This window comes from Streptomyces xanthii, assembly GCF_014621695.1.
GTDB lineage: Bacteria > Actinomycetota > Actinomycetes > Streptomycetales > Streptomycetaceae > Streptomyces > Streptomyces xanthii.
Map to the genome: position 1 here is coordinate 4,460,289 of NZ_CP061281.1, position 17,299 is coordinate 4,477,587.

At 71.4% G+C, this 17,299-nt stretch carries 16 protein-coding genes; 8 read left to right on the top strand and 8 right to left on the bottom strand.

Translation table 11 applies throughout. The annotated features are described in order from the left end of the window. Positions 1-7 precede the first annotated feature (7 nt). A complete protein-coding gene (locus tag IAG42_RS20275) occupies positions 8-1,288 on the bottom strand; it encodes a M6 family metalloprotease domain-containing protein (protein WP_188341501.1) in 1,281 nt (426 codons plus the stop codon). A gap of 298 nt (positions 1,289-1,586) precedes the next feature. Between IAG42_RS20275 and IAG42_RS20280 the strand changes: the two genes are divergently transcribed. Further along, the gene (locus IAG42_RS20280) at positions 1,587-2,246 is read left to right on the top strand and encodes a TetR/AcrR family transcriptional regulator (protein ID WP_188338382.1); all 660 of its coding nucleotides are present in this window, start codon (positions 1,587-1,589) and stop codon (positions 2,244-2,246) included. 99 nt (positions 2,247-2,345) lie between these two features. Then, entirely contained in the window at positions 2,346-3,875 is a 1,530-nt protein-coding gene (locus IAG42_RS20285; RefSeq protein WP_188338383.1) for an MFS transporter, read from the top strand. Between the two features lie 18 nt (positions 3,876-3,893). On the opposite strand, the gene IAG42_RS20290 is transcribed toward IAG42_RS20285, so the two are convergent. Continuing rightward, positions 3,894-4,388 (bottom strand): MarR family winged helix-turn-helix transcriptional regulator, encoded by a 495-nt coding sequence (locus IAG42_RS20290; protein ID WP_188338384.1) that lies wholly within the window; start codon positions 4,386-4,388, stop codon positions 3,894-3,896. Between the two features lie 151 nt (positions 4,389-4,539). Between IAG42_RS20290 and IAG42_RS20295 the strand changes: the two genes are divergently transcribed. Then, positions 4,540-5,301, top strand: coding sequence for a dioxygenase family protein (locus IAG42_RS20295; RefSeq protein ID WP_188341502.1), 762 nt, complete (start codon positions 4,540-4,542; stop codon positions 5,299-5,301). 229 nt (positions 5,302-5,530) lie between these two features. Here IAG42_RS20295 and IAG42_RS20300 read toward each other — a convergent pair whose 3' ends face one another. Together IAG42_RS20300 and IAG42_RS20305 are read right to left on the bottom strand one after the other, a co-directional pair. Next, on the bottom strand, positions 5,531-6,559 hold the full coding sequence (locus tag IAG42_RS20300; RefSeq protein ID WP_188338385.1) for a questin oxidase family protein: 1,029 nt from the start codon (positions 6,557-6,559) through the stop codon (positions 5,531-5,533). A gap of 118 nt (positions 6,560-6,677) precedes the next feature. Next, positions 6,678-7,208, bottom strand: coding sequence for a GNAT family N-acetyltransferase (locus tag IAG42_RS20305; protein WP_188338386.1), 531 nt, complete (start codon positions 7,206-7,208; stop codon positions 6,678-6,680). Positions 7,209-7,385: 177 nt separating this feature from the next. On the opposite strand from IAG42_RS20305, the gene IAG42_RS20310 reads away from it, so the two are divergent. Next, on the top strand, positions 7,386-8,396 hold the full coding sequence (locus tag IAG42_RS20310; protein ID WP_188338387.1) for a sigma-70 family RNA polymerase sigma factor: 1,011 nt from the start codon (positions 7,386-7,388) through the stop codon (positions 8,394-8,396). A gap of 334 nt (positions 8,397-8,730) precedes the next feature. Here the strand turns inward: IAG42_RS20310 and IAG42_RS20315 are convergent, their stop codons facing one another. Then, complete coding sequence (locus IAG42_RS20315) at positions 8,731-9,729, bottom strand: helix-turn-helix transcriptional regulator (RefSeq protein ID WP_188338388.1); 999 nt, start codon at positions 9,727-9,729, stop codon at positions 8,731-8,733. Between the two features lie 61 nt (positions 9,730-9,790). On the opposite strand from IAG42_RS20315, the gene IAG42_RS20320 reads away from it, so the two are divergent. Next, positions 9,791-11,386 carry an MFS transporter gene (locus IAG42_RS20320; protein ID WP_188338389.1) on the top strand — a complete coding sequence of 532 codons (1,596 nt, stop codon included), beginning with the start codon at positions 9,791-9,793 and terminating at the stop codon, positions 11,384-11,386. 36 nt (positions 11,387-11,422) lie between these two features. Here IAG42_RS20320 and IAG42_RS20325 read toward each other — a convergent pair whose 3' ends face one another. Further along, positions 11,423-12,631 carry an extracellular solute-binding protein gene (locus IAG42_RS20325; RefSeq protein WP_188338390.1) on the bottom strand — a complete coding sequence of 403 codons (1,209 nt, stop codon included), beginning with the start codon at positions 12,629-12,631 and terminating at the stop codon, positions 11,423-11,425. A 272-nt stretch (positions 12,632-12,903) separates the two neighbouring features. Here IAG42_RS20325 and IAG42_RS20330 point away from each other — a divergent pair, with 272 nt between their 5' ends. The 3 genes from IAG42_RS20330 (at position 12,904) to IAG42_RS20340 (ending at position 14,916) form a co-directional block, all read left to right on the top strand. Further along, positions 12,904-13,620: a TetR family transcriptional regulator gene (locus tag IAG42_RS20330; RefSeq protein WP_188338391.1), complete on the top strand. Its 717-nt coding sequence runs from the start codon at positions 12,904-12,906 to the stop codon at positions 13,618-13,620. A 16-nt stretch (positions 13,621-13,636) separates the two neighbouring features. After that, positions 13,637-14,401: an SDR family oxidoreductase gene (locus tag IAG42_RS20335; RefSeq protein ID WP_188338392.1), complete on the top strand. Its 765-nt coding sequence runs from the start codon at positions 13,637-13,639 to the stop codon at positions 14,399-14,401. Between the two features lie 269 nt (positions 14,402-14,670). Next, positions 14,671-14,916 carry a hypothetical protein gene (locus IAG42_RS20340; RefSeq protein WP_188338393.1) on the top strand — a complete coding sequence of 82 codons (246 nt, stop codon included), beginning with the start codon at positions 14,671-14,673 and terminating at the stop codon, positions 14,914-14,916. On the opposite strand, the gene IAG42_RS20345 is transcribed toward IAG42_RS20340, so the two are convergent. Further along, positions 14,903-15,685, bottom strand: coding sequence for a DUF6227 family protein (locus IAG42_RS20345; protein ID WP_188338394.1), 783 nt, complete (start codon positions 15,683-15,685; stop codon positions 14,903-14,905). The genes IAG42_RS20340 and IAG42_RS20345 overlap by 14 nt on opposite strands. A gap of 175 nt (positions 15,686-15,860) precedes the next feature. Next, complete coding sequence (locus IAG42_RS20350; protein WP_188338395.1) at positions 15,861-17,054, bottom strand: L,D-transpeptidase; 1,194 nt, start codon at positions 17,052-17,054, stop codon at positions 15,861-15,863. Positions 17,055-17,299: the final 245 nt, after the last annotated feature.

Below are 17,299 nucleotides of genomic sequence, written 5' to 3' on the forward strand. Positions count from 1 at the left end.
GAAGGCCCTAGCGCCGGGTGACGTAGACCCGGTAGTTGCCGGAGGCGTCCGCTCCGCCCACTGAGATCCGGACCCCCGTCTTCGTGTCCTTGAAGACCTCGCCGGGGCGGTACGTCGCGTCGGAGAGTTCCGCGTGGACGTTGGGGCGGCGGGTGCAGCCGCCGCTGTCGGGGGTGGAGTCCTCCACGGTGATCGGCCCGTGGCCGGTGTCGACGTCGGCGTCGACCTTGTAGACGAGCACGCCGGGCCGGCAGACGGCCTCGTCGTTGCCCTCCTGAGTGCGGACCTCGACCGCGTAGCCGGTCTTCTCGGTGAGGGGGACGAAGACGAGCTTGGTCCCGCCGCCCTCGGCCCGGCCCAGCGGCGACAGCAGGTGTTCCGTCGTGCCGGCCTGCGAGGCGCAGCCGATCTGCGCGTCGTCGAGCCAGCCGAGCTTCCACTTGTGCCAGCCGAGCAGGTCGTTCCCGACGCCCCAGTCCTCGCTCATGATGTCCCAGTGGCCGACGGCCCCGCCGCCGTCCTGGGTGTAGAGGTCGGGCAGCCCGAAGGTGTGCCCGTTCTCGTGCGGCAGCACCCGGTAGCCGGTCTCGGAGTAGGAGCCGGAGCCGTCGTCCTGCCGGGAGTAGACGAAGGACGCGTTGGCGAGGGGCACGCCGTCGGCGACTGGCGCGTCGGGGTTCCCGGCGAAGGTCACGGACAGCACGGTGTCGAGCGCGGAGGGGCCCGCGTTCGGGGTGACGAGGACGTTGACGATGTCGTACTTGCTGAAGTCGACGTCCGGGTCGGCGGCCGCCGCGATGTCCTTGACGAGCTTGCGGTAGCCCGGTTCGAAGGGGGCGCCGCGCTCTATCCCGTAGGCCTTGAACGTCTTGGGCATGCGCAGCCAGTGCTTGACCGGGGTCTCGGAGCGGTAGTCGAGCTTGCCGTAGGAGCCGGTGCGGAACCAGTCGCTGGTCTGCGGGAAGAACTCCCCGTACCGGGCCATCGCGCTGCCCTGCCCGTGCGCGTCCGGGAAGTCGATCATGAGGTTGAGGGCGCGGACGGTGCCGGTGGAACGGGCGTAGCCGGCGGACGTGGGCACGCCCTCGGACATCTGGACGCCGAGTGCGCCCCGGATCATGCAGGGGCCGAGCGAGGTGGCCCGCGCCAGGGCGGTCGGGCCGGCCGCGGTGGGCGAGCTGTCGAGGAGCCGTCCGGTGCTCGCGGTCATGGTCACCGCGAGAGCCACCGCCGTGGCTCCGGCGAGCATCGCACCACGCCGGCCCCCGCGTATCCGCCGCTGCCGCATCCGATCCGCCTTCACGCTCGGGTCCGTTTCGATCACCCTGTGTCGGGGTGGGGCGGGCCGCGCGCTGGGTGCGCCGATCGTGGGTTTCTGGCCGCAGGCGTACGTGAGCCAGGTCACATCGGAAGCGGGAAATAACCGGGGAGGGTCTCCCCGTTTAGAAGGTCGTAGGGCTAAGCGGGGACGGATTCCCCACTTGCTTCAGCTCAGGCGAACCGCAGAACCGCAGAACCGCAGAAGCGCAGAACCGCGGATCCGCGTAATCGCCGATCCGCAGAACCTTCGAACCGAGGAGAACGCCGTGGCCACCGTGACCGACCAGCCGCAGCGCCGCGCCCCCCGCCCGCGGGCCGACGCCGTGCGCAACCGGGAGCGGATCGTCGCCGCAGCGGTCGAGCTGATCGTCGAGCACGGGACCGAGCTCCCGCTCGACGAGGTCGCCCGCCGCGCGGGCGTCGGCAACGCCACGCTCTACCGGAACTTCAAGGACCGCGGCGAGCTCATGCGCCACGTCGTCCTCACCGTCACCGACCGCATCAGCGCCCACGCCGAACAGGGACTCGCCGCCGTGGAGGCGGACGAGGCCGACTCCTTCGGCGCGCTGCGCACCTTCGTGCACGCCGCCGCCGACGAACGTATCGGCGCCCTGTGTCCGATCCTCCACGCCACCTTCGAACACGCCCATCCGGACGTCGTCGCCGCCCGCGACCGGCTCACCGTCGCCGTGGAAGGCCTCATCGCGCGGGCCCGCGCCACCGGGCAGCTGCGCTCCGACGTCGGGGTCGGCGACCTGATGGTCGCCCTGTCCCAGCTCACCCGGCCGCTGCCCGGCACGGGCTGCATGGACTTCGACCGCTTCGTCCACCGTCATCTGCAGCTGTTCCTGGACGGCCTGATGACGCCCGCCCGCTCGGAACTCCCGGGCGAGGCCGCGACCTTGGAGGCGCTCCGCCAGGAATAGCCCCGCCCGCCCCGCGCGAGCGACCCCGCACGGCCATCTCGCGGCCACCCGATTTTTCGCCCTTATTCACGACTTGCCTTTGACCTTTGGAGTCCCGCTGTGGGTACCCCCTTGCCGAAAACGGCTTCTCCCGAAGGCGACGCGCGCCGCTGGAAGGCCCTCGTCTTCATCGCGCTCGCCCAGCTCATGGTGGTCCTCGACGCCACCATCGTGAACATCGCCCTGCCCGCCGCCCAGACCGATCTCGGCATCACCGACGGCAACAAGCAGTGGGTCATCACCGCGTACGCCCTCGCGTTCGGCGGACTGCTCCTGTTCGGCGGCCGCATCGCCGACCTGTGGGGCCGCAAGCGGACCTTCGTGACCGGTCTGCTCGGCTTCGCGCTCGCCTCCGCGCTCGGCGGCGCCGCGCAGAACGAGGCCATGATGTTCGGCGCCCGCGCCCTGCAGGGCGTCTTCGGCGCGCTGCTCGCCCCGGCCGCCCTCTCCCTCCTGGCCGTCATGTTCACCGACGCCAAAGAGCGCGCGAAGGCGTTCGGCATCTACGGTGCGATCGCCGGTGGCGGTGGCGCCGTCGGCCTGATCCTCGGCGGCTTCCTCACCGAGTACCTGAACTGGCGCTGGACCTTCTTCGTCAACATCCCGTTCGCGATCGTCGCCGCCGTCGGCGCGTACTTCGTCATCCGTGAGCCCGCCGGCGCGCGCAACCGCTCGCCGCTGGACCTCCCCGGCGTCGTCCTGTCCACGCTCGGCCTGGTCGCCCTCGTCTACGGCTTCACCCGCGCCGAGTCCGCCGGCTGGTCGGACGTGACGACCGTCGGCATGTTCGTCGGCTCCGCCGTCCTGCTGATCGCCTTCGTCGCCGTCGAGGCCAAGGTCAAGCACCCGCTGCTGCCGCTGCGCGTCGTCGCCGACCGCAACCGCGGCGGTGTCTACGCCTCCCTCGGCCTCGCCGTCATCGCGATGTTCGGCCTGTTCCTCTTCCTGACCTACTACCTCCAGGTCGTGAAGGGCTTCTCGCCGGTCAAGACGGGCTTCGCGTTCCTGCCGATGATCGCCGGCATGATCACGGGCTCCACGCAGATCGGCGCCCGCCTGATGACGCGGGTCCGCCCCCGCCTGCTGATGGGCCCCGGCTTCCTCGTCGCGGCGCTCGGCATGCTGCTGCTGACCCAGCTGTCCGTCGACTCCTCGTACGCCGGTCTGATCCTGCCCGCCCAGCTGCTGCTCGGCCTCGGCATGGGTACGGCGTTCATGCCCGCCATGTCGCTCGCCACGATCGGCGTCGAGGCGCGGGACGCGGGTGTCGCCTCCGCGATGGTCAACACGTCGCAGCAGGTCGGCGGCGCCATCGGCACGGCCCTGCTGAACACGATCGCGGCCTCGGCCACCGCCGCCTACGTGGCGGAGCACGCGGCCGGTGCCCGCAACGCGCAGCTGCTCCAGGCGCAGGCCATGGTGAACGGCTACACCCACGCCATCTGGTGGGCGGTCGGCATCCTCGTCGTCTCCGCGACGATCGCCTTCTCGCTGATCAACACCGGCGTCCCGGGCAGCGGCCCCGCCGCCGCATCCGGTGACACGGCGGAGGAGGCCGACGAGGTCAAGATCCCGGTGGTCGCCCACTGACCCCCGGAGCGACCGGTTCTACCTGAGCCAGGGGAGGTCCGCCCCGGCCTCCTTCGGCTGAAGTCCCTCGGCGACGATCCGCATGATCTCGCCGAGGGACTTCTGCTGTTCGGGGGAGAGGCGGGCGAAGAGGGCCTGGCGGACCGTCGAGACATGGCCCGGGGCGCTCTGCCGCAGCACGCCGAGCCCCTCGTCGGTGAGCACCGCGAACTGGCCGCGCTTGTCCGACGGGCAGTCCTCGCGCCGCACCCACCCGTTCTTCTCCAGGCGCGCGATCGCGTGCGAGAGGCGGGAGCGGGTGATCTTGGACTGGATGGCCAGTTCGGTCATCCGCAGCCGGCGGTGCGGGGCCTCGCTGAGGGTGACGAGCAGGCCGAAGTAGATGTGCGGCATCTTCGCGTCGCGCTGCAGTTGCCGGTCCAGGTGATCCTCGAGGAGCGTGGTGGCATGCAGGTACGCACGCCAGGTGCGCTGCTCGTCGTCGGTCAGCCACTGCGGCTCTGCGCTCTCCATGACTCCATCGTCTCCCTTGCCAGGACTCACCCCAAGCTTCCTTCTTGAATATTAAACAAACAACGATTACTTTTGGCAGTGGCTGGACGCTTGAAACTTCAAACTTTCTGACTCGCTGGAGGCTGCCGTGACCGCACCCGCGCCGGAGCGCATGCCCGCGCTGTACCTTTCCCACGGCGCGCCGCCGCTCGCCGACGACGCCCTGTGGACCGGCCAGCTCGCGTCCTGGTCGGCCGACCTGCCGCGCCCCAAGGCGATCCTGATGGTCTCCGCGCACTGGGAGGAGGCCCCGCTCGCCCTCGGCGCCACCGAGACCGTGCCGCTCGTCTACGACTTCTGGGGCTTCCCCGAGCACTACTACCAGGTCCAGTACGCGGCTCCGGGCGCGCCGGAACTGGCCGAATCCGTACGCAAGCTGCTGCGGGCCCCCGGCATCCCCGTGCAGGACGTGCCCGACCGGGGACTGGACCACGGCGCGTACGTGCCGCTCGTCGAGATGTACCCCGACGCCGACATCCCGGTCCTCCAGGTCTCCATGCCGACGCTCGACCCGCACAAGCTCATGGAGATCGGCCGGCGGCTCGCCCCGCTCCGGGACGAGGGCGTCCTGATCGTCGGCTCCGGGTTCTTCACGCACAACCTGGCCGCGCTGCGGCAGGGCGGCATCCCGTCCTGGTCGGTCGAGTTCGACGACTGGGGGCACCGGGCGCTCGACGCGGGAGACGTGGACGCGCTGCTGGACTTCACGCACAAGGCGCCGGCCGGCAATCTGGCCCATCCGCGTACGGAGCACTTCGCGCCGCTGTTCGTGACGATGGGCGTCGCCGACGCGGGGGGTGAGCTCGGGGATCAGCGCTCGGTGATCGACGGATTCTGGATGGGGCTGGCGAAGCGGTCCGTCCAGTTCGGCTGAGCTCGCGTCGCGGGCGGGTGCGGTCCCGGTGGGGGCTGGTCGCGCCCCGCGGCGGAGCCGCTGATGGACACAGCCCCGCGCCCCTGAGATGCAGGCGCTGCGCGCTGCATTTCCCCGATCCAAGGCGCGGGGAGCCTCTTATCGGGGAAGGCGCGGCGAAGCCGCATGCCTTCAGGGGCGCGGGGAACTGCGCGACCAGCCCCCACCGGCCCGCAGCCCGCGACGGCGCCTAGGCGGGCTCGATCAGGTCGAGGGCCAGGACCGCAGCGCCCAGCGCAGCGTCCCCGCCGACCTCCAAGGCCGTGTCGGCGAACTTGATCGCGTGGTCGTTCCCGTGCGCCGCGGCCCGCGCGAAGACCTCCTCGGGCTCGGCTCCGGAGGGGACCGGCGCGGGCGCGGGCGTGGACGGCGCGTACACGGACGTCACCGCCGCACTCGCCGCCCAGGCCGCCTCCAGGGACCCGGCCCACAGCTCGCGCGGCAACGCGGGCAGCGTCCGCAGCACCGCGTTCGGCGCGGTCGCGGCGTGCACGAGCATCACCGGCGACCCCAGCGCATGCGTCCCGTACATGCGCACGGCCGCCCCGACCAGCTCCCCGAGCCGCTCGCGCGCCGCGTCCGGATCGACGGGCCCCGCCTCCGCCCACGCGGGGAACGCCGTGAGCCGGGTGAACCGCGCCCGGATCCCGCCCGACTGGTCGTCGATCCGCGGCACCGAGTCGAGCGCCCCCGCCGCGTCCGGCACGGAGGGCAGCGAGGTGAGCGGCGGCAGCGGCTGGTGCCGGGCGGCCCAGTAGCCGAGCCCGTGCGCGAGCTCGGCGAGACGCGGGGCGTTCGTCCCGGCGGGTTCGGCGAGCAGGGTGCGGACGGCGTGGCCGACCCGGATCACGGGGTGCGTGGCGCCTGCCGCGATGCCGGGCAGCAGCCGGGGCCACCACTCGGCGAGGACGTCGCGCCAGGGCCGCTCGGTGACGGCCCGCTCGAAGAAGACGATCCAGTCCGCGAGGCGCTTGGGGTCGCCGAGGGCGCCCTGCCAGTCGTCGGCGCGGATCGGGTCGCCCGGCGCGGGCATCGCGTCGAGCCGCTCGGAGTACTGGTCGAGCCAGCGGTGCACGCGCGGCGCCTGCCCGCCCCGTACGAGGGACTCCACGGCCATCGGCCCGTGGTTGCTGAGCCAGCCGTCGAACTCCGGACCGGTGGTGTGCAGTCGCTGGAGCGCTTCGTCGAGGGTGCCAGTGGTGTCGTGGATGGTGTCCATGGCGGCACCGTAGGGGCGGCAAGAGGGGCGGCGGATCGGCCGTTGGGTCTACTCCCGGTCGTACTCCGGCTCGTCCATCTGGCCGAGGCCGCGACGAGGCATCCCTCCAGGGGCGGGTTTACGCGCCCGGGGCGAGGTCCTTCTCGTACCAGGCGACGTCCCAGTACCGCCCGAACTTCCGGCCGACCTCCCGGTACGTGCCGACGGGGCGGAAGCCGAAGCGGGTGTGGAGGCGGGCGGAGGCCTCGTTCGGCTGGGTGACGCCCGCGTACGCGCGGTGCACGTCCTGCCCGGCGAGCGCGGCGAACAGCGCCCCGTAGAGGAGGGAGCCGATGCCGCGACCGCCCGCGTCCGGCGCGCAGTACACGGTGGTCTCCACGGAGGTGGCGTACGCGGCCTTCGGGCGGAACGGGCTCGCCGTCGCGTATCCGAGGATCCGGCCCGAGTCGTGTTCGCGGGCAACCAGGAGTGGGTACCGGGCGTCTTCGAGGTGGGAGAGCAGCCAGGGGCGTCGCTCCTCCGGAGTGAAGACGGCCGTGTCGAAGGTGATCGGCGTCTCGCGCACGTAGTGGTTGTAGAGGTCCGTGAGGGCGCTGAGGTCTCCCTCGGTTCCCCTGCTGACCTGCACCTCTGTGGACTCCGACGGCATCCGGGGGCTCCTTCTCGCGCGGTGTGGCGCGACAGGGTACTGCATGATCAGAAAAAAGATGGGTCGGCTTGGGAATTCTGTCCGGATTCCAGTCGTTGTTTCCTTCGGATGCCGGTCAGCCCGGGAGGGTGGACCAGCGGTCCTGCCCAGTCGACCCACCATCGCAAGGGAGCACGCATGGCAACCCGTGCCGTAGCCCGTCGTAAGTCCGCCGCGTCCGGCGAGACTGATGCGGCACGCAGTGTTCGCGCCGTAGGCGGGGAGATCGCCGACCGCGACCTGGTCGGGATGTACCTCGACGAGATCGCGCGTACACCGCTGCTCGACGCCGCCAAGGAAGTCGAGCTGTCCCAGACCATCGAGGCGGGTGTCTACGCCCAGCAGATCCTCGACGGAGAGGTCGAGGACAGCGCGGCCGCCGGCAAGGCGACCCGCGAGGAGCTGGAAGCGCTGGTCGCCGAGTCCGAGAAGGCCAAGGACGTCTTCATCAGGTCGAACCTGCGTCTGGTCGTGGCGGTCGCCCGGCGGTACCCGCGCTCGGGCCTCCCCCTGCTCGACCTGATCCAGGAGGGGAACGCGGGCCTGGTCCGCGCCGTCGAGAAGTTCGACTACCGCAAGGGCTTCAAGTTCTCCACGTACGCCACGTGGTGGATCCGCCAGGCCATCACGCGGTCCATAGCCGACCAGTCGCGCACGATCCGTCTCCCCGTCCACCTGGTCGAGGAGCTGGGCCGCATCCGCCGCGTGCAGCGCGAGTTCAACCGTGAGCACGGGCGCGAGCCCGAGCCCGCGGAGATCGCCGCCGAGCTCGACAAGACGACGCCGGAGCGGGTCACCGACGTGCTCGACTGGGCCCGCGACCCGGTCTCGCTGAACATGTCGGTGGACGACGAGGGCGAGACGCAGTTCGGCGACCTCCTCGAGGACACGTCGGCGGTGTCTCCGGAGCAGTCCGTGCTCACGCTGCTGCGCAGCGAGGAGCTGGACGATCTGATCGGGCGGCTCGACCAGCGCACGGCGTCCATCATCAAGATGCGGTACGGGATCGACGACGGCCGTGAGCGGACCCTCACGGAGGTCGGCAAGGAGCACGGGCTGACCCGTGAGCGGATCCGGCAGATCGAGAAGCACGCGCTGCTGGAGCTGAAGAAGTTGGCTCGGGACACCGGGTTCGACGCGGCGGCGTAGCCCCTCCGGGGGAGTGCGGGACGGGCGGCGCCTTCAGGGCGCCGCCCGTTCTTGTGTGCCCCGGTTCAGCGTCTGCGGTGTGCGGCCTCGTCGCCGTCCGCGGGCCGGTGGGGCTTCTCGCGCAGTTCCCCGCGCCCCTGGAAGGCATGCGGCTTCGCCGCGCCTTCCCCAGATGAAAGGCACCCCGCGCCTTGATCGGGGAAATGCGGCGCGCAGCGCCTGCATTTCAGGGGCGCGGGGCTGTGACATCAGCGACTCCGCCGCGGGGCGCGAGAAGCCCCACCGGCCCGCAGCCGCGCGTACGACCTACTGCGGCACCCCGGAGCGCAATGACCTACCCCGGAACCGCGGAGCGCACCCGCTCCCCCAGCTGCCGTACCGCCGAGACGAGGGCCTCGGGTCCCCGGACCCGGAACTCGACCCCCGTCATCGCCAGCCGCACCGCCATCCACTCCACCGACTCGGAGACCCGGCCCCGCAGCACACACCCCTCCCCGCCCGGCAAGGGCATCGGCTCGCCCACCCAGGACGGGACCCGCGTCGCGACGACCTCGACCGGGGCGAGGAACTCGACGTCCAGCTCGTAGTCCCCGCCCGCCGCGGCCCCGCGGGCGGAGGACATCGACCGCTGGACGTACCGTGCCGCATCCCCCTCCGGCACCTCCCGCGGAGCGAACCGCGCCCCGGTCGCGAACGGCTCCGACACCCGGTCGACCCGGAACGTGCGCCAGTCCGCGCGGTCCAGGTCGAACGCCACGAGGTACCAGCGGCGCCCCGTCGACACGAGCCGGTACGGCTCGGCCAGGCGCCGGGTCTCGGTGCCGTCGGCCGCCCGGTAGTGGAAGCGCAGCCGCTCCGAACCGGCCGCCGCGGACGCGATCACGGTGAGCGTCTCGGGCGCGATCGTCGCCCCGTCGCCCGAGGTCAGCGGGATCGTGGCGGCCTGCAGTGTGGAGACGCGGTGCCGCAGCCGCGACGGCAGCACCTGCTCCAGCTTGGCGAGGGCTCGTACGGACGCCTCCTCGACCCCTTCGACGGCGTGCCCGGCCCCGGCCCGCAGCCCGACCACGATGGCGACGGCCTCCTCGTCGTCGAGCACCAGGGGAGGCAGCGCCTTGCCGGCGACGAGCCGGTAGCCGCCGTCGGCGCCCATGGTGGCCTGCACCGGGTAGCCGAGTTCGCGCAGCCGGTCGATGTCACGGCGCACGGTGCGGCGCGAGACGTGGAGCCGTTCGGCGAGTTCGCCGCCGGGCCATTCGCGCGGCGTCTGCAGGAGCGAGAGGAGTTGGAGCAACCGGGCCGGGGTGTCGGTGGAGGAGCTCGTCTTCGTCATGTCTCCAGAATGCCGCCCCAGTAGGACATGACCTGACCTACATACCTTCTACTTTCTTCCCATGACCTCAACCGCTGCCGCCGCCGGCACCACCACAGAAGCCTCCGGGCCTGCCGACCGCAGGCGCTGGTTCGCCCTGGCCATCGTGATGACGGCGGCCTTCATGGACCTCGTCGACGTCACGATCGTCAACATCGCCCTGCCGACCATCAAGGCGGACGAGGGCGCCACCACCGGCCAGATCCAGTGGATCACCGCCGGATACGCGCTCGCGTTCGCCGCCCTGCTCATCACGGGCGGGCGGCTCGGCGACATCTTCGGCCGCAAGCGGCTGTTCCTGCTGGGGATCATGGGCTTCACCGTCGCCTCGGCGCTGTGCGGCTTCGCGGCGAACCCGGAGATGCTGGTCGCCTCGCGCATCCTGCAGGGCGGCATGGCGGCGATGATGGTGCCGCAGGTCCTGTCGATCGTGCACGCCACCTTCCCGGCGCACGAGCGCGGCAAGGTCTTCGGCCTGTTCGGCGCGATCGTCGGCCTCGGCGCGGTGTCGGGTCCGCTGCTCGGCGCGCTCCTGACGGAGTGGAACATCGCGGGCCTGGAGTGGCGCCCGATCTTCCTGATCAACCTGCCGGTCGGCATCGCCGCCCTGATCCTCGGCTCGCGCGTCATCACCGAGTCCAAGGCCCCGACGGCCCTCAAGCTGGACCTCGTCGGCGTCGTCCTGGTCACCCTCGCGATGCTGGCGCTCGTCTACCCGCTAACCCAGGGCCGCGAGAACGACTGGCCGGTCTGGGGCTACGTGATGATGGCGGCCTCCGTCGTGATCGTCGCCGTGCTGATCGCGTACGAGAAGGCGAAGACGCGGCGGGACGGTTCGCCGCTGATCGAGCTGTCGCTGTTCCGGGTGAAGAGCTTCGCGGCGGGCATCGCCGTGCAGACCGTCTTCGGCATCACCACCGGCATCTTCTTCCTGACCTGGACCCTCTACATGCAGATGGGCCTCGGCTGGAGCGCGCTGCGGGCCGGTCTGACCGGTGTCCCGTTCTCGATCGCGGTGTCCGTCGCGGCCGGTGTCTCGGTGCAGAAGCTGGTGCCCCGCTTCGGCCGCAAGGTCCTGCAGGCCGGCGCGCTGACCATGGCCGCGGGCGTCCTGATCTACGTCTTCGAGGCCGGCCACTACGGCCTGGACATCGCGTCCTGGCAGATGGCGCTGCCGCTGGTCGTGATGGGCCTCGGAATGGGCCTGATCGTGGCGCCGCTGACCGACGCGGTGCTGTCCGAAGTTCCGCGCGAGCACGCCGGTTCGGCCTCCGGCCTCATCAACACCGTGATGCAGATGGGCAACGCGCTGGGCCTGAGCCTGGTCTCCGTCGTCTTCTTCAACGTCGTCGAGGACCGCTTCGCGCAGGGCGCGGGCAACGCGGCGTTCATCGACGGCTTCCGCAACGCGCTCGTCTGGGCGGCCGTCATCCTCGTAGGAATCTTCCTCCTGATGTTCGCCCTGCCGAAGCGGGCGCCGCAGGCGTCATCGGAGGATGGGGACGGAGCGAGCGGCGAAGCCGCGGCTCCCAGGGGCGCGGGGCTGAATCCGACAGCGGCTCCGCCGCGGAGCACGACCGGCCACGACGAGCCCCGCACCGGCGAACTCATCGGCTGACCCACGGCGGTGGACGACCCCGCGCCCCCGGAGGGGTCAGGCGCTGGACCGGGCGACCTGGTCCAGCGCCTCCAGCACGTCCGCCGGGACCCCCGTGGGCGCGACCGCCCGCGGGATCCGCTCGCGTATCTCGCTGCGCACGGTGGGCCAGGACCGCAGCCCCACGGGGTGGAACTCGGCGTTCGGCATCTGGTCGACGAACGGCCACAGCGCCTGCTGCGACTTGTCGTTGCGCAGGTGCTGCGAGCCCGAGATGGTCACCGGCAGGGTCTGCGTCGCGGCGCCCTTCGCCGAAGCGGTCTCCTGGCCGTAGAGGTGGGTCAGGAAGGCGCCGGCCTCCTTGGCGTGGCCCCTGGCCTTGAAGACGAGCATCCAGGCGTTGAGTCCGACCGGCGCCGCCGCCCCGTCCCCGGCCCGCTTGGGGAACGGGGCGGTGGCGTACGGCAGCCGCGCCTTGGCCGCCGCGCCGAGCAGCACGGGGTGGGCGATGAGCATGCCGGCGCGGCCCTTCATGAACTCCGCGTAGGCGGCGGTGCGGGTGAGCTTCGCCGGGTCGGCGCCCGCGAGGCCGGGCTTGACGAGCTCGTCGCGCAGCCAGGTCAGGGTCGCCTGGTTCTCGGCGGAGCCGAAGTCGTAGCCGCCCAGCTGGGAGTAGCCGCCGCCGCCCGCGACCAGCCACGCGAGCAGCTCGTCCTCCGAGGCCTCGGGGCCGAACTGCAGCGCGTACGGCGTGGGGACGCCGGAGGCCTTCAACGCCTTGGCGGCGGCGAGGAGTTCGGCCCAGGACCCGGGCGGCCCGTCGATGCCGGCCCGCTCGAACAGCGCCGTGTTGTAGAAGAGGCGCGGGGTGCTGGCGAAGATCGGGATGGCGTACTGGACGTAGCCGGACTTGCCCGCGTCGGCGAACGACGAGATGAAGTCGGCCTGCGTCGGCACGTCGAAGAGGTCCTCGACCGCGTACAGGTCGCCGGGTTCGGCGTACGGCGCGAAGATGTTGCTCAGCGCGATGTCGGGGGCGCGGCCGTCCTTGACGCGGCGGGCGATGACGCTGTCGAGCTTGAGGAAGGGGATCCGCTCGATCTCGACCTTGATGTTCGGGTGCTTCTTCTCGAACGTCTCGGCGACGGTGTCCCACTGGTCGCCGATGGAGGCGCCGACGCTCTTGTCGTAGCTCGCCACCATGAGGTTGAGGGTCACGCCGTCGCCGTCGTCACCACTGTCGTCCGAGCCGCCGCAGCCGCTCATGGCCAGGGCACCCGCCCCGGTCAGGCCCGCCGTCTGAATCAGGAACTGCCGCCGCCGCACCGCACTCGCCCCGCTCGGGTCTCTTGGATCTGCCGAAGCCATCTGCGCACGTGAACGTCGCGTGTGATCGCCGCACGCGACCACCGGACACGATCACCGGAGGTGATCGCCGGACGCGACCACGGGACGCGATCGCCGACGATCACTGAACGTGATCGGACATCACTTTTGCGCCAGTGGCACATTGTGACACACAGGCATACCATGACTTCATGGCAGGTGTGGCAGGCGTCTCAGATGGCGGGGGACCGGGCGGTACGAGCGGTACGGGCTCGGCGCAGGGTGCGGCGGAAGCCGCGCCGGCCTCGCTGACCGAGCGGCGCAAAGCAGCCACCCGACTCGACATCGCCCGTACCGCCGCCGAGCTCTTCACCGAGCGCGGCCTGCGGGCCACCCGCGCCGAGGACATCGCCCGCGGCGCCGGCATCGCCCCGCGCACCTTCTACCGCTACTTCCCCACGAAGGAAGAGTCGGTCGCCCCGCTCTTCGCCGCCGGGGCCCAGCTGTGGGCGGAGGCCGTCCGGGAGGCCCCGGCCGGGCTCCCCGTACCGCAGGCGCTGCGGCACGCGGTCGAGCGCGCCCTCACCGCGGACGACCCGGAGAACGCGGCCTCGCTCGAGTGGATCCGCGCGCTGCTGCGGATGGCCGACGAGTCGCCCGCGCTGCGCGCGGTGTGGGCCGACACCAGCCGGGTGTCCGAGACGACGCTGCGCGCGATCCTCGCGGAGCGCACCGGCGCCGACCCCGACGGGCTCGGCCTGCGGCTCGCCGCCGGTGTCGCCTCCACGGCGGTGCGGGTCGCGGTGGAGACGTGGGCGGCCTCGGACGCCCCCGCGGCCGGGTCCGGCGGACCCGCGGCCCTGGCCCGCACCTGCCTCTCGGCGCTGGACGGCGCCGTCGATTCCAGCCCAGCGGCGATGGAGCCGTGAAGAAGTGGAGCCACAGATGAACAACCTCACCGGCAAGACCGTCATCATCACGGGCGGTGCCCGCGGCATCGGCGGCGAGGTCGCCAGGACCGTCGTCGCCGCCGGCGGCAACGTGGTGATCGGTGACGTCCTCGACGACGAGGGCAAGGCCCTCGCCACCGAGCTCGGCGACCAGGCCCGTTACGTCCACCTCGACGTCACCTCCGAGGAGGAGTGGCAGGCCGCCGTCGCCTACACCACCGCCGAGTTCGGCCGGGTCGACGGCCTGGTGAACAACGCCGGCATCTCCACCGGCATGCCTTTCGAGACGGAGAGCGTCGAGCGCTTCCGCAAGGTCCTCGACGTCAACCTCGTCGGCGTCTTCGCCGGCATGAAGACCGTCGTGCCCGCGATGAAGGAGGCCGGTGGCGGCTCCATCGTCAACATCTCCTCGGCGGCCGGCCTGATGGGCCTCGCGCTCACCGGCTCCTACGGCGCCTCGAAGTGGGGCGTGCGCGGCCTGACGAAGATCGCGGCGGTCGAGCAGGGCACGGCCCGCATCCGCGTGAACTCCGTCCACCCCGGCATGACCTACACCCCGATGACCGCCCAGGTCGGCATCCAGCAGGGCGAGGGCAACTACCCCAACACCCCCATGGGCCGCGTCGGCGAAGCCGACGAGATCGCCAAGGCCATCGTCTTCCTCCTCTCCGACGACTCCTCCTACGTGACGGGCGCGGAGCTGGCGGTGGACGGCGGCTGGACGACCGGCCCGACGGTGAAGTACGTCATGGGCCAGTGATCCCACCCGCCCCTCAGGGGCGGAACCAAGGGCCCGGCTCCCCGACGACGGGGGTCGGGCCCTTCGGCGTGCGTTCAGGCGGCACGCGGCCGCTGGTTCGACCCGCCACGGTGGACATCGTGTGGCACGAGCACGACGCCTGACGCCGTTCAGCACCGACGCGAGTCTTCTGCAGGCGGCTTCCTGGCGGGCCACGGCCTACGTCCCGTGTTGCGATATACGTCACGGTCCGGGACCAAAGGCCCGGACTGTGGTGTTCACTGGGCCGTATGCCTGAGCACGTGTCGATCCTTCAGCAGGTGGGCCTCGCGATCCTCGCGGTCGTGACGGTGGCCTGGGTGGTCGGTCTGGTGCGGCTCGTCCGCACCGTCGCCTTCGCCCCGCGGGGCCCCGCGCGGCTGCCGATGGGGGCGCTGCCCGCCCAGTCGCAGGCGCCCGCCCTGGAGTCGGTGCCGCTCACGGCCGACGAACAGGACGCGTTCGCCGGGCTCGTGCGGCAGTTCAGCCGCCGCTGAGCCGGACCCGGTCCGCCGCGCGGTGCTCGATCGCGGCGCGGGCCGCTTCCTGCGTCAGGTAGACCTCGCACATGTGCCGGCCGTCCCGCGTCGCCGTGTGCTCGACCTCCCAGAGGCTGACCTCGCAGCCGTCGCGCAGCAGGAACGCGTGCTCGTACAGCGCGAAGCCCTGGCTGAGTCTGCGGCCGAACGCCTGCGTGATCTCGTGCGCGCACGCGTCGCGCAGCAGCCGGGCCGTGCCGGGGCCGGGCCGGGTCGCCGCGTCCGGGTTCTCCGCGCGGCGCAGCAGGCGGCGGGCGTGGTCGACGGAGCTGTCCGGGTCGGCGGGGCCGAAGCTGTGGCCGCGCGGCGCGACCGCCTGGAGCTGGAGCGGGAGCACCGGCGTCTGGAGGGTGAAGTCCGGCGCGGACTCCGGGGGCAGCGGCAGCCGGCCGGTCGCCAGGTGCAGCTCGTCCTCGGTCACGTAGACCTCGTGCTGGGGCATGCGGTCCCGCCCCGTGTTGTGGACGAGCTCCCAGAGGGTGAGCGGGCTTCCGTCGGCGAGCAGCCAGGTGTGCCGGTACGTCTCCCGGTGCAGGCCGGCGCTGTGGTGCGCGGAGTGCAGGGTGCTGTCGTAGGCGAGGGCGCTGTCGAGGCGGGCCAGGATGTCGTCGGGGAGCTCGAAGGAGTTGAGCGCGCGCCCGAGCAGGCCGCTGAGCTGCCCGTCGGGCGACGTGTGCGACGCGAGGTCGGACAGAGGGTCGGGCACATGGTCGTACGGAACGCTCAAGGCACCTCCCGGGATTGCTTCGTGTCACCTTGTGGGTGCATACCGTAGCCCCTCGCTCGGACATCGGCCTCTGAAATGGCAAACGCGGAGCGGGATTTGGGAATCCTGCCTGCACAACGCGGGGGCCGCGCGGGAGGTTCCCGCGCGGCCCCTGGTCTTTCCCCTGTGTCCTGGGTCAGGCGGCGCTGCCGGCCGTCCACTCGCTCCACGGCATGTTCCAGCCGTTGAGGCCGTTGTCCGGGGAGATCGTCTTGTCGTGGGAGTTCTTCACGACGACTACGTCACCGACGAGCGAGTTGTCGTAGAACCACTTGGCGGTGGTGTCGCCGCCCGCGCCCCGCACGTCCTGGAGTCCGACGCAGCCGTGGCTGGTGCCCTGCGCGCCGAAGATGCCGGGCGAGCTCCAGTAGTTGCCGTGGATGAACGTGCCGGACTGCGACAGGCGCATCGCGTGCGGCACGTCGGCGATGTCGTACTCGCCACCGAAGCCGACCGTCGACCCGTTCATCCGCGTCTGCACGAACTTCTCGGAGATGACCATCTGGCCGTTGTAGGTGGGGTGGTCGGCGCTGCCGGTGGAGACGGGGACGGTCTTGAGGGTCTGGCCGTCGCGGACCACGGTCATCTTCTGCGTGTTCGCGTCGACGGTGGCGACCTGGGAGCGGCCGACGGTGAAGGTGACCGTCTTCTTCTGGACGCCGTGGATGCCGTTGGCGCCCTCGACCCCGTCGAGGTCGATCTTCATGGTGACCTTGGAGCCGGCCTTCCAGTACTCCTCGGGCCGGAAGTCGAGCCGCTGCTCGCCGAACCAGTGGCCGACCACCTGCTGGCCGCTGCTGGACGTCACCTTGATGCCCGACTGCACGGCCTTCTTGTTCGTGATCACCTTGTCGAAGGTGAACGAGACCGGCATGCCGACGCCGACCGTCGTCCCGTTGTCCGGGGTGTAGGTGCCGATGAAGCTGTTGCCGGTCGAGACCGTGGTGAAGATGGAGTTGGCGGCGGCCGTCTCGCCCCCGGCGTCCTTCGCGGTCGCGGAGATCCGGTACTTGGTGCCGCGCTCCAGCTGCTCCTTGGGCTTCCAGGTCGCCCCGTCGGCGCTGATCGTGCCGGGGACCTCGGCGCCGTCCGCCGATGTCGTCATCTTCACCGTGGTCAGCTTGCCGCCGCTGACCTTGACCCCGGTCGCGTTGATGGACGCCCCCGTGGAACCGTCCTTCGCCGAGATCGTGATGCGCGGCGCGCCCTTCGGGTCACCGCCCTTGCCGTCGGTGTCGTTGTCGGCCTTCGCGCTGCCGCCGCAGGCCGTGAGGGCCAGTGCACCGACGGCGACGGCGGCGCATACGGTGGCTATGTTCTGCCTTCTCACGGCCTGCTCCTGTTCGTGTGGTTCATCTCGTTGATCCGGTGTGTGGAGAGAGCGCGAGACGACCGGAGGGGTTCCCTCCGCTTCCTGTGAAGGCAGCCACAGGGACAGTCCTGTGACGAAGCGCGGACTCTGTCACGGGAACCCCCACGAGGAGCCCGTACGAGAGGCCCCTGCGAGGAGCCGCCCGAGAGTGCCCGTTGAGAGCCGCACGGAGACCGAGGGCGCCCCCGCCCGAGACGCCCCGC

Bases quoted from the DNA above. Each gene is read 5' to 3' on its own strand.
- IAG42_RS20275 (WP_188341501.1), bottom strand. From the start codon at position 1,288: ATGCGGCAGCGGCGGATACGCGGGGGCCGGCGTGGTGCGATGCTCGCC.
- IAG42_RS20290 (WP_188338384.1), bottom strand. From the start codon at position 4,388: ATGGAGAGCGCAGAGCCGCAGTGGCTGACCGACGACGAGCAGCGCACC.
- IAG42_RS20295 (WP_188341502.1), top strand. From the start codon at position 4,540: ATGCCCGCGCTGTACCTTTCCCACGGCGCGCCGCCGCTCGCCGACGAC.
- IAG42_RS20300 (WP_188338385.1), bottom strand. From the start codon at position 6,559: ATGGACACCATCCACGACACCACTGGCACCCTCGACGAAGCGCTCCAG.
- IAG42_RS20305 (WP_188338386.1), bottom strand. From the start codon at position 7,208: ATGCCGTCGGAGTCCACAGAGGTGCAGGTCAGCAGGGGAACCGAGGGA.
- IAG42_RS20310 (WP_188338387.1), top strand. From the start codon at position 7,386: ATGGCAACCCGTGCCGTAGCCCGTCGTAAGTCCGCCGCGTCCGGCGAG.
- IAG42_RS20315 (WP_188338388.1), bottom strand. From the start codon at position 9,729: ATGACGAAGACGAGCTCCTCCACCGACACCCCGGCCCGGTTGCTCCAA.
- IAG42_RS20320 (WP_188338389.1), top strand. From the start codon at position 9,791: ATGACCTCAACCGCTGCCGCCGCCGGCACCACCACAGAAGCCTCCGGG.
- IAG42_RS20325 (WP_188338390.1), bottom strand. From the start codon at position 12,631: ATGAGCGGCTGCGGCGGCTCGGACGACAGTGGTGACGACGGCGACGGC.
- IAG42_RS20330 (WP_188338391.1), top strand. From the start codon at position 12,904: ATGGCAGGTGTGGCAGGCGTCTCAGATGGCGGGGGACCGGGCGGTACG.
- IAG42_RS20335 (WP_188338392.1), top strand. From the start codon at position 13,637: ATGAACAACCTCACCGGCAAGACCGTCATCATCACGGGCGGTGCCCGC.
- IAG42_RS20340 (WP_188338393.1), top strand. From the start codon at position 14,671: ATGCCTGAGCACGTGTCGATCCTTCAGCAGGTGGGCCTCGCGATCCTC.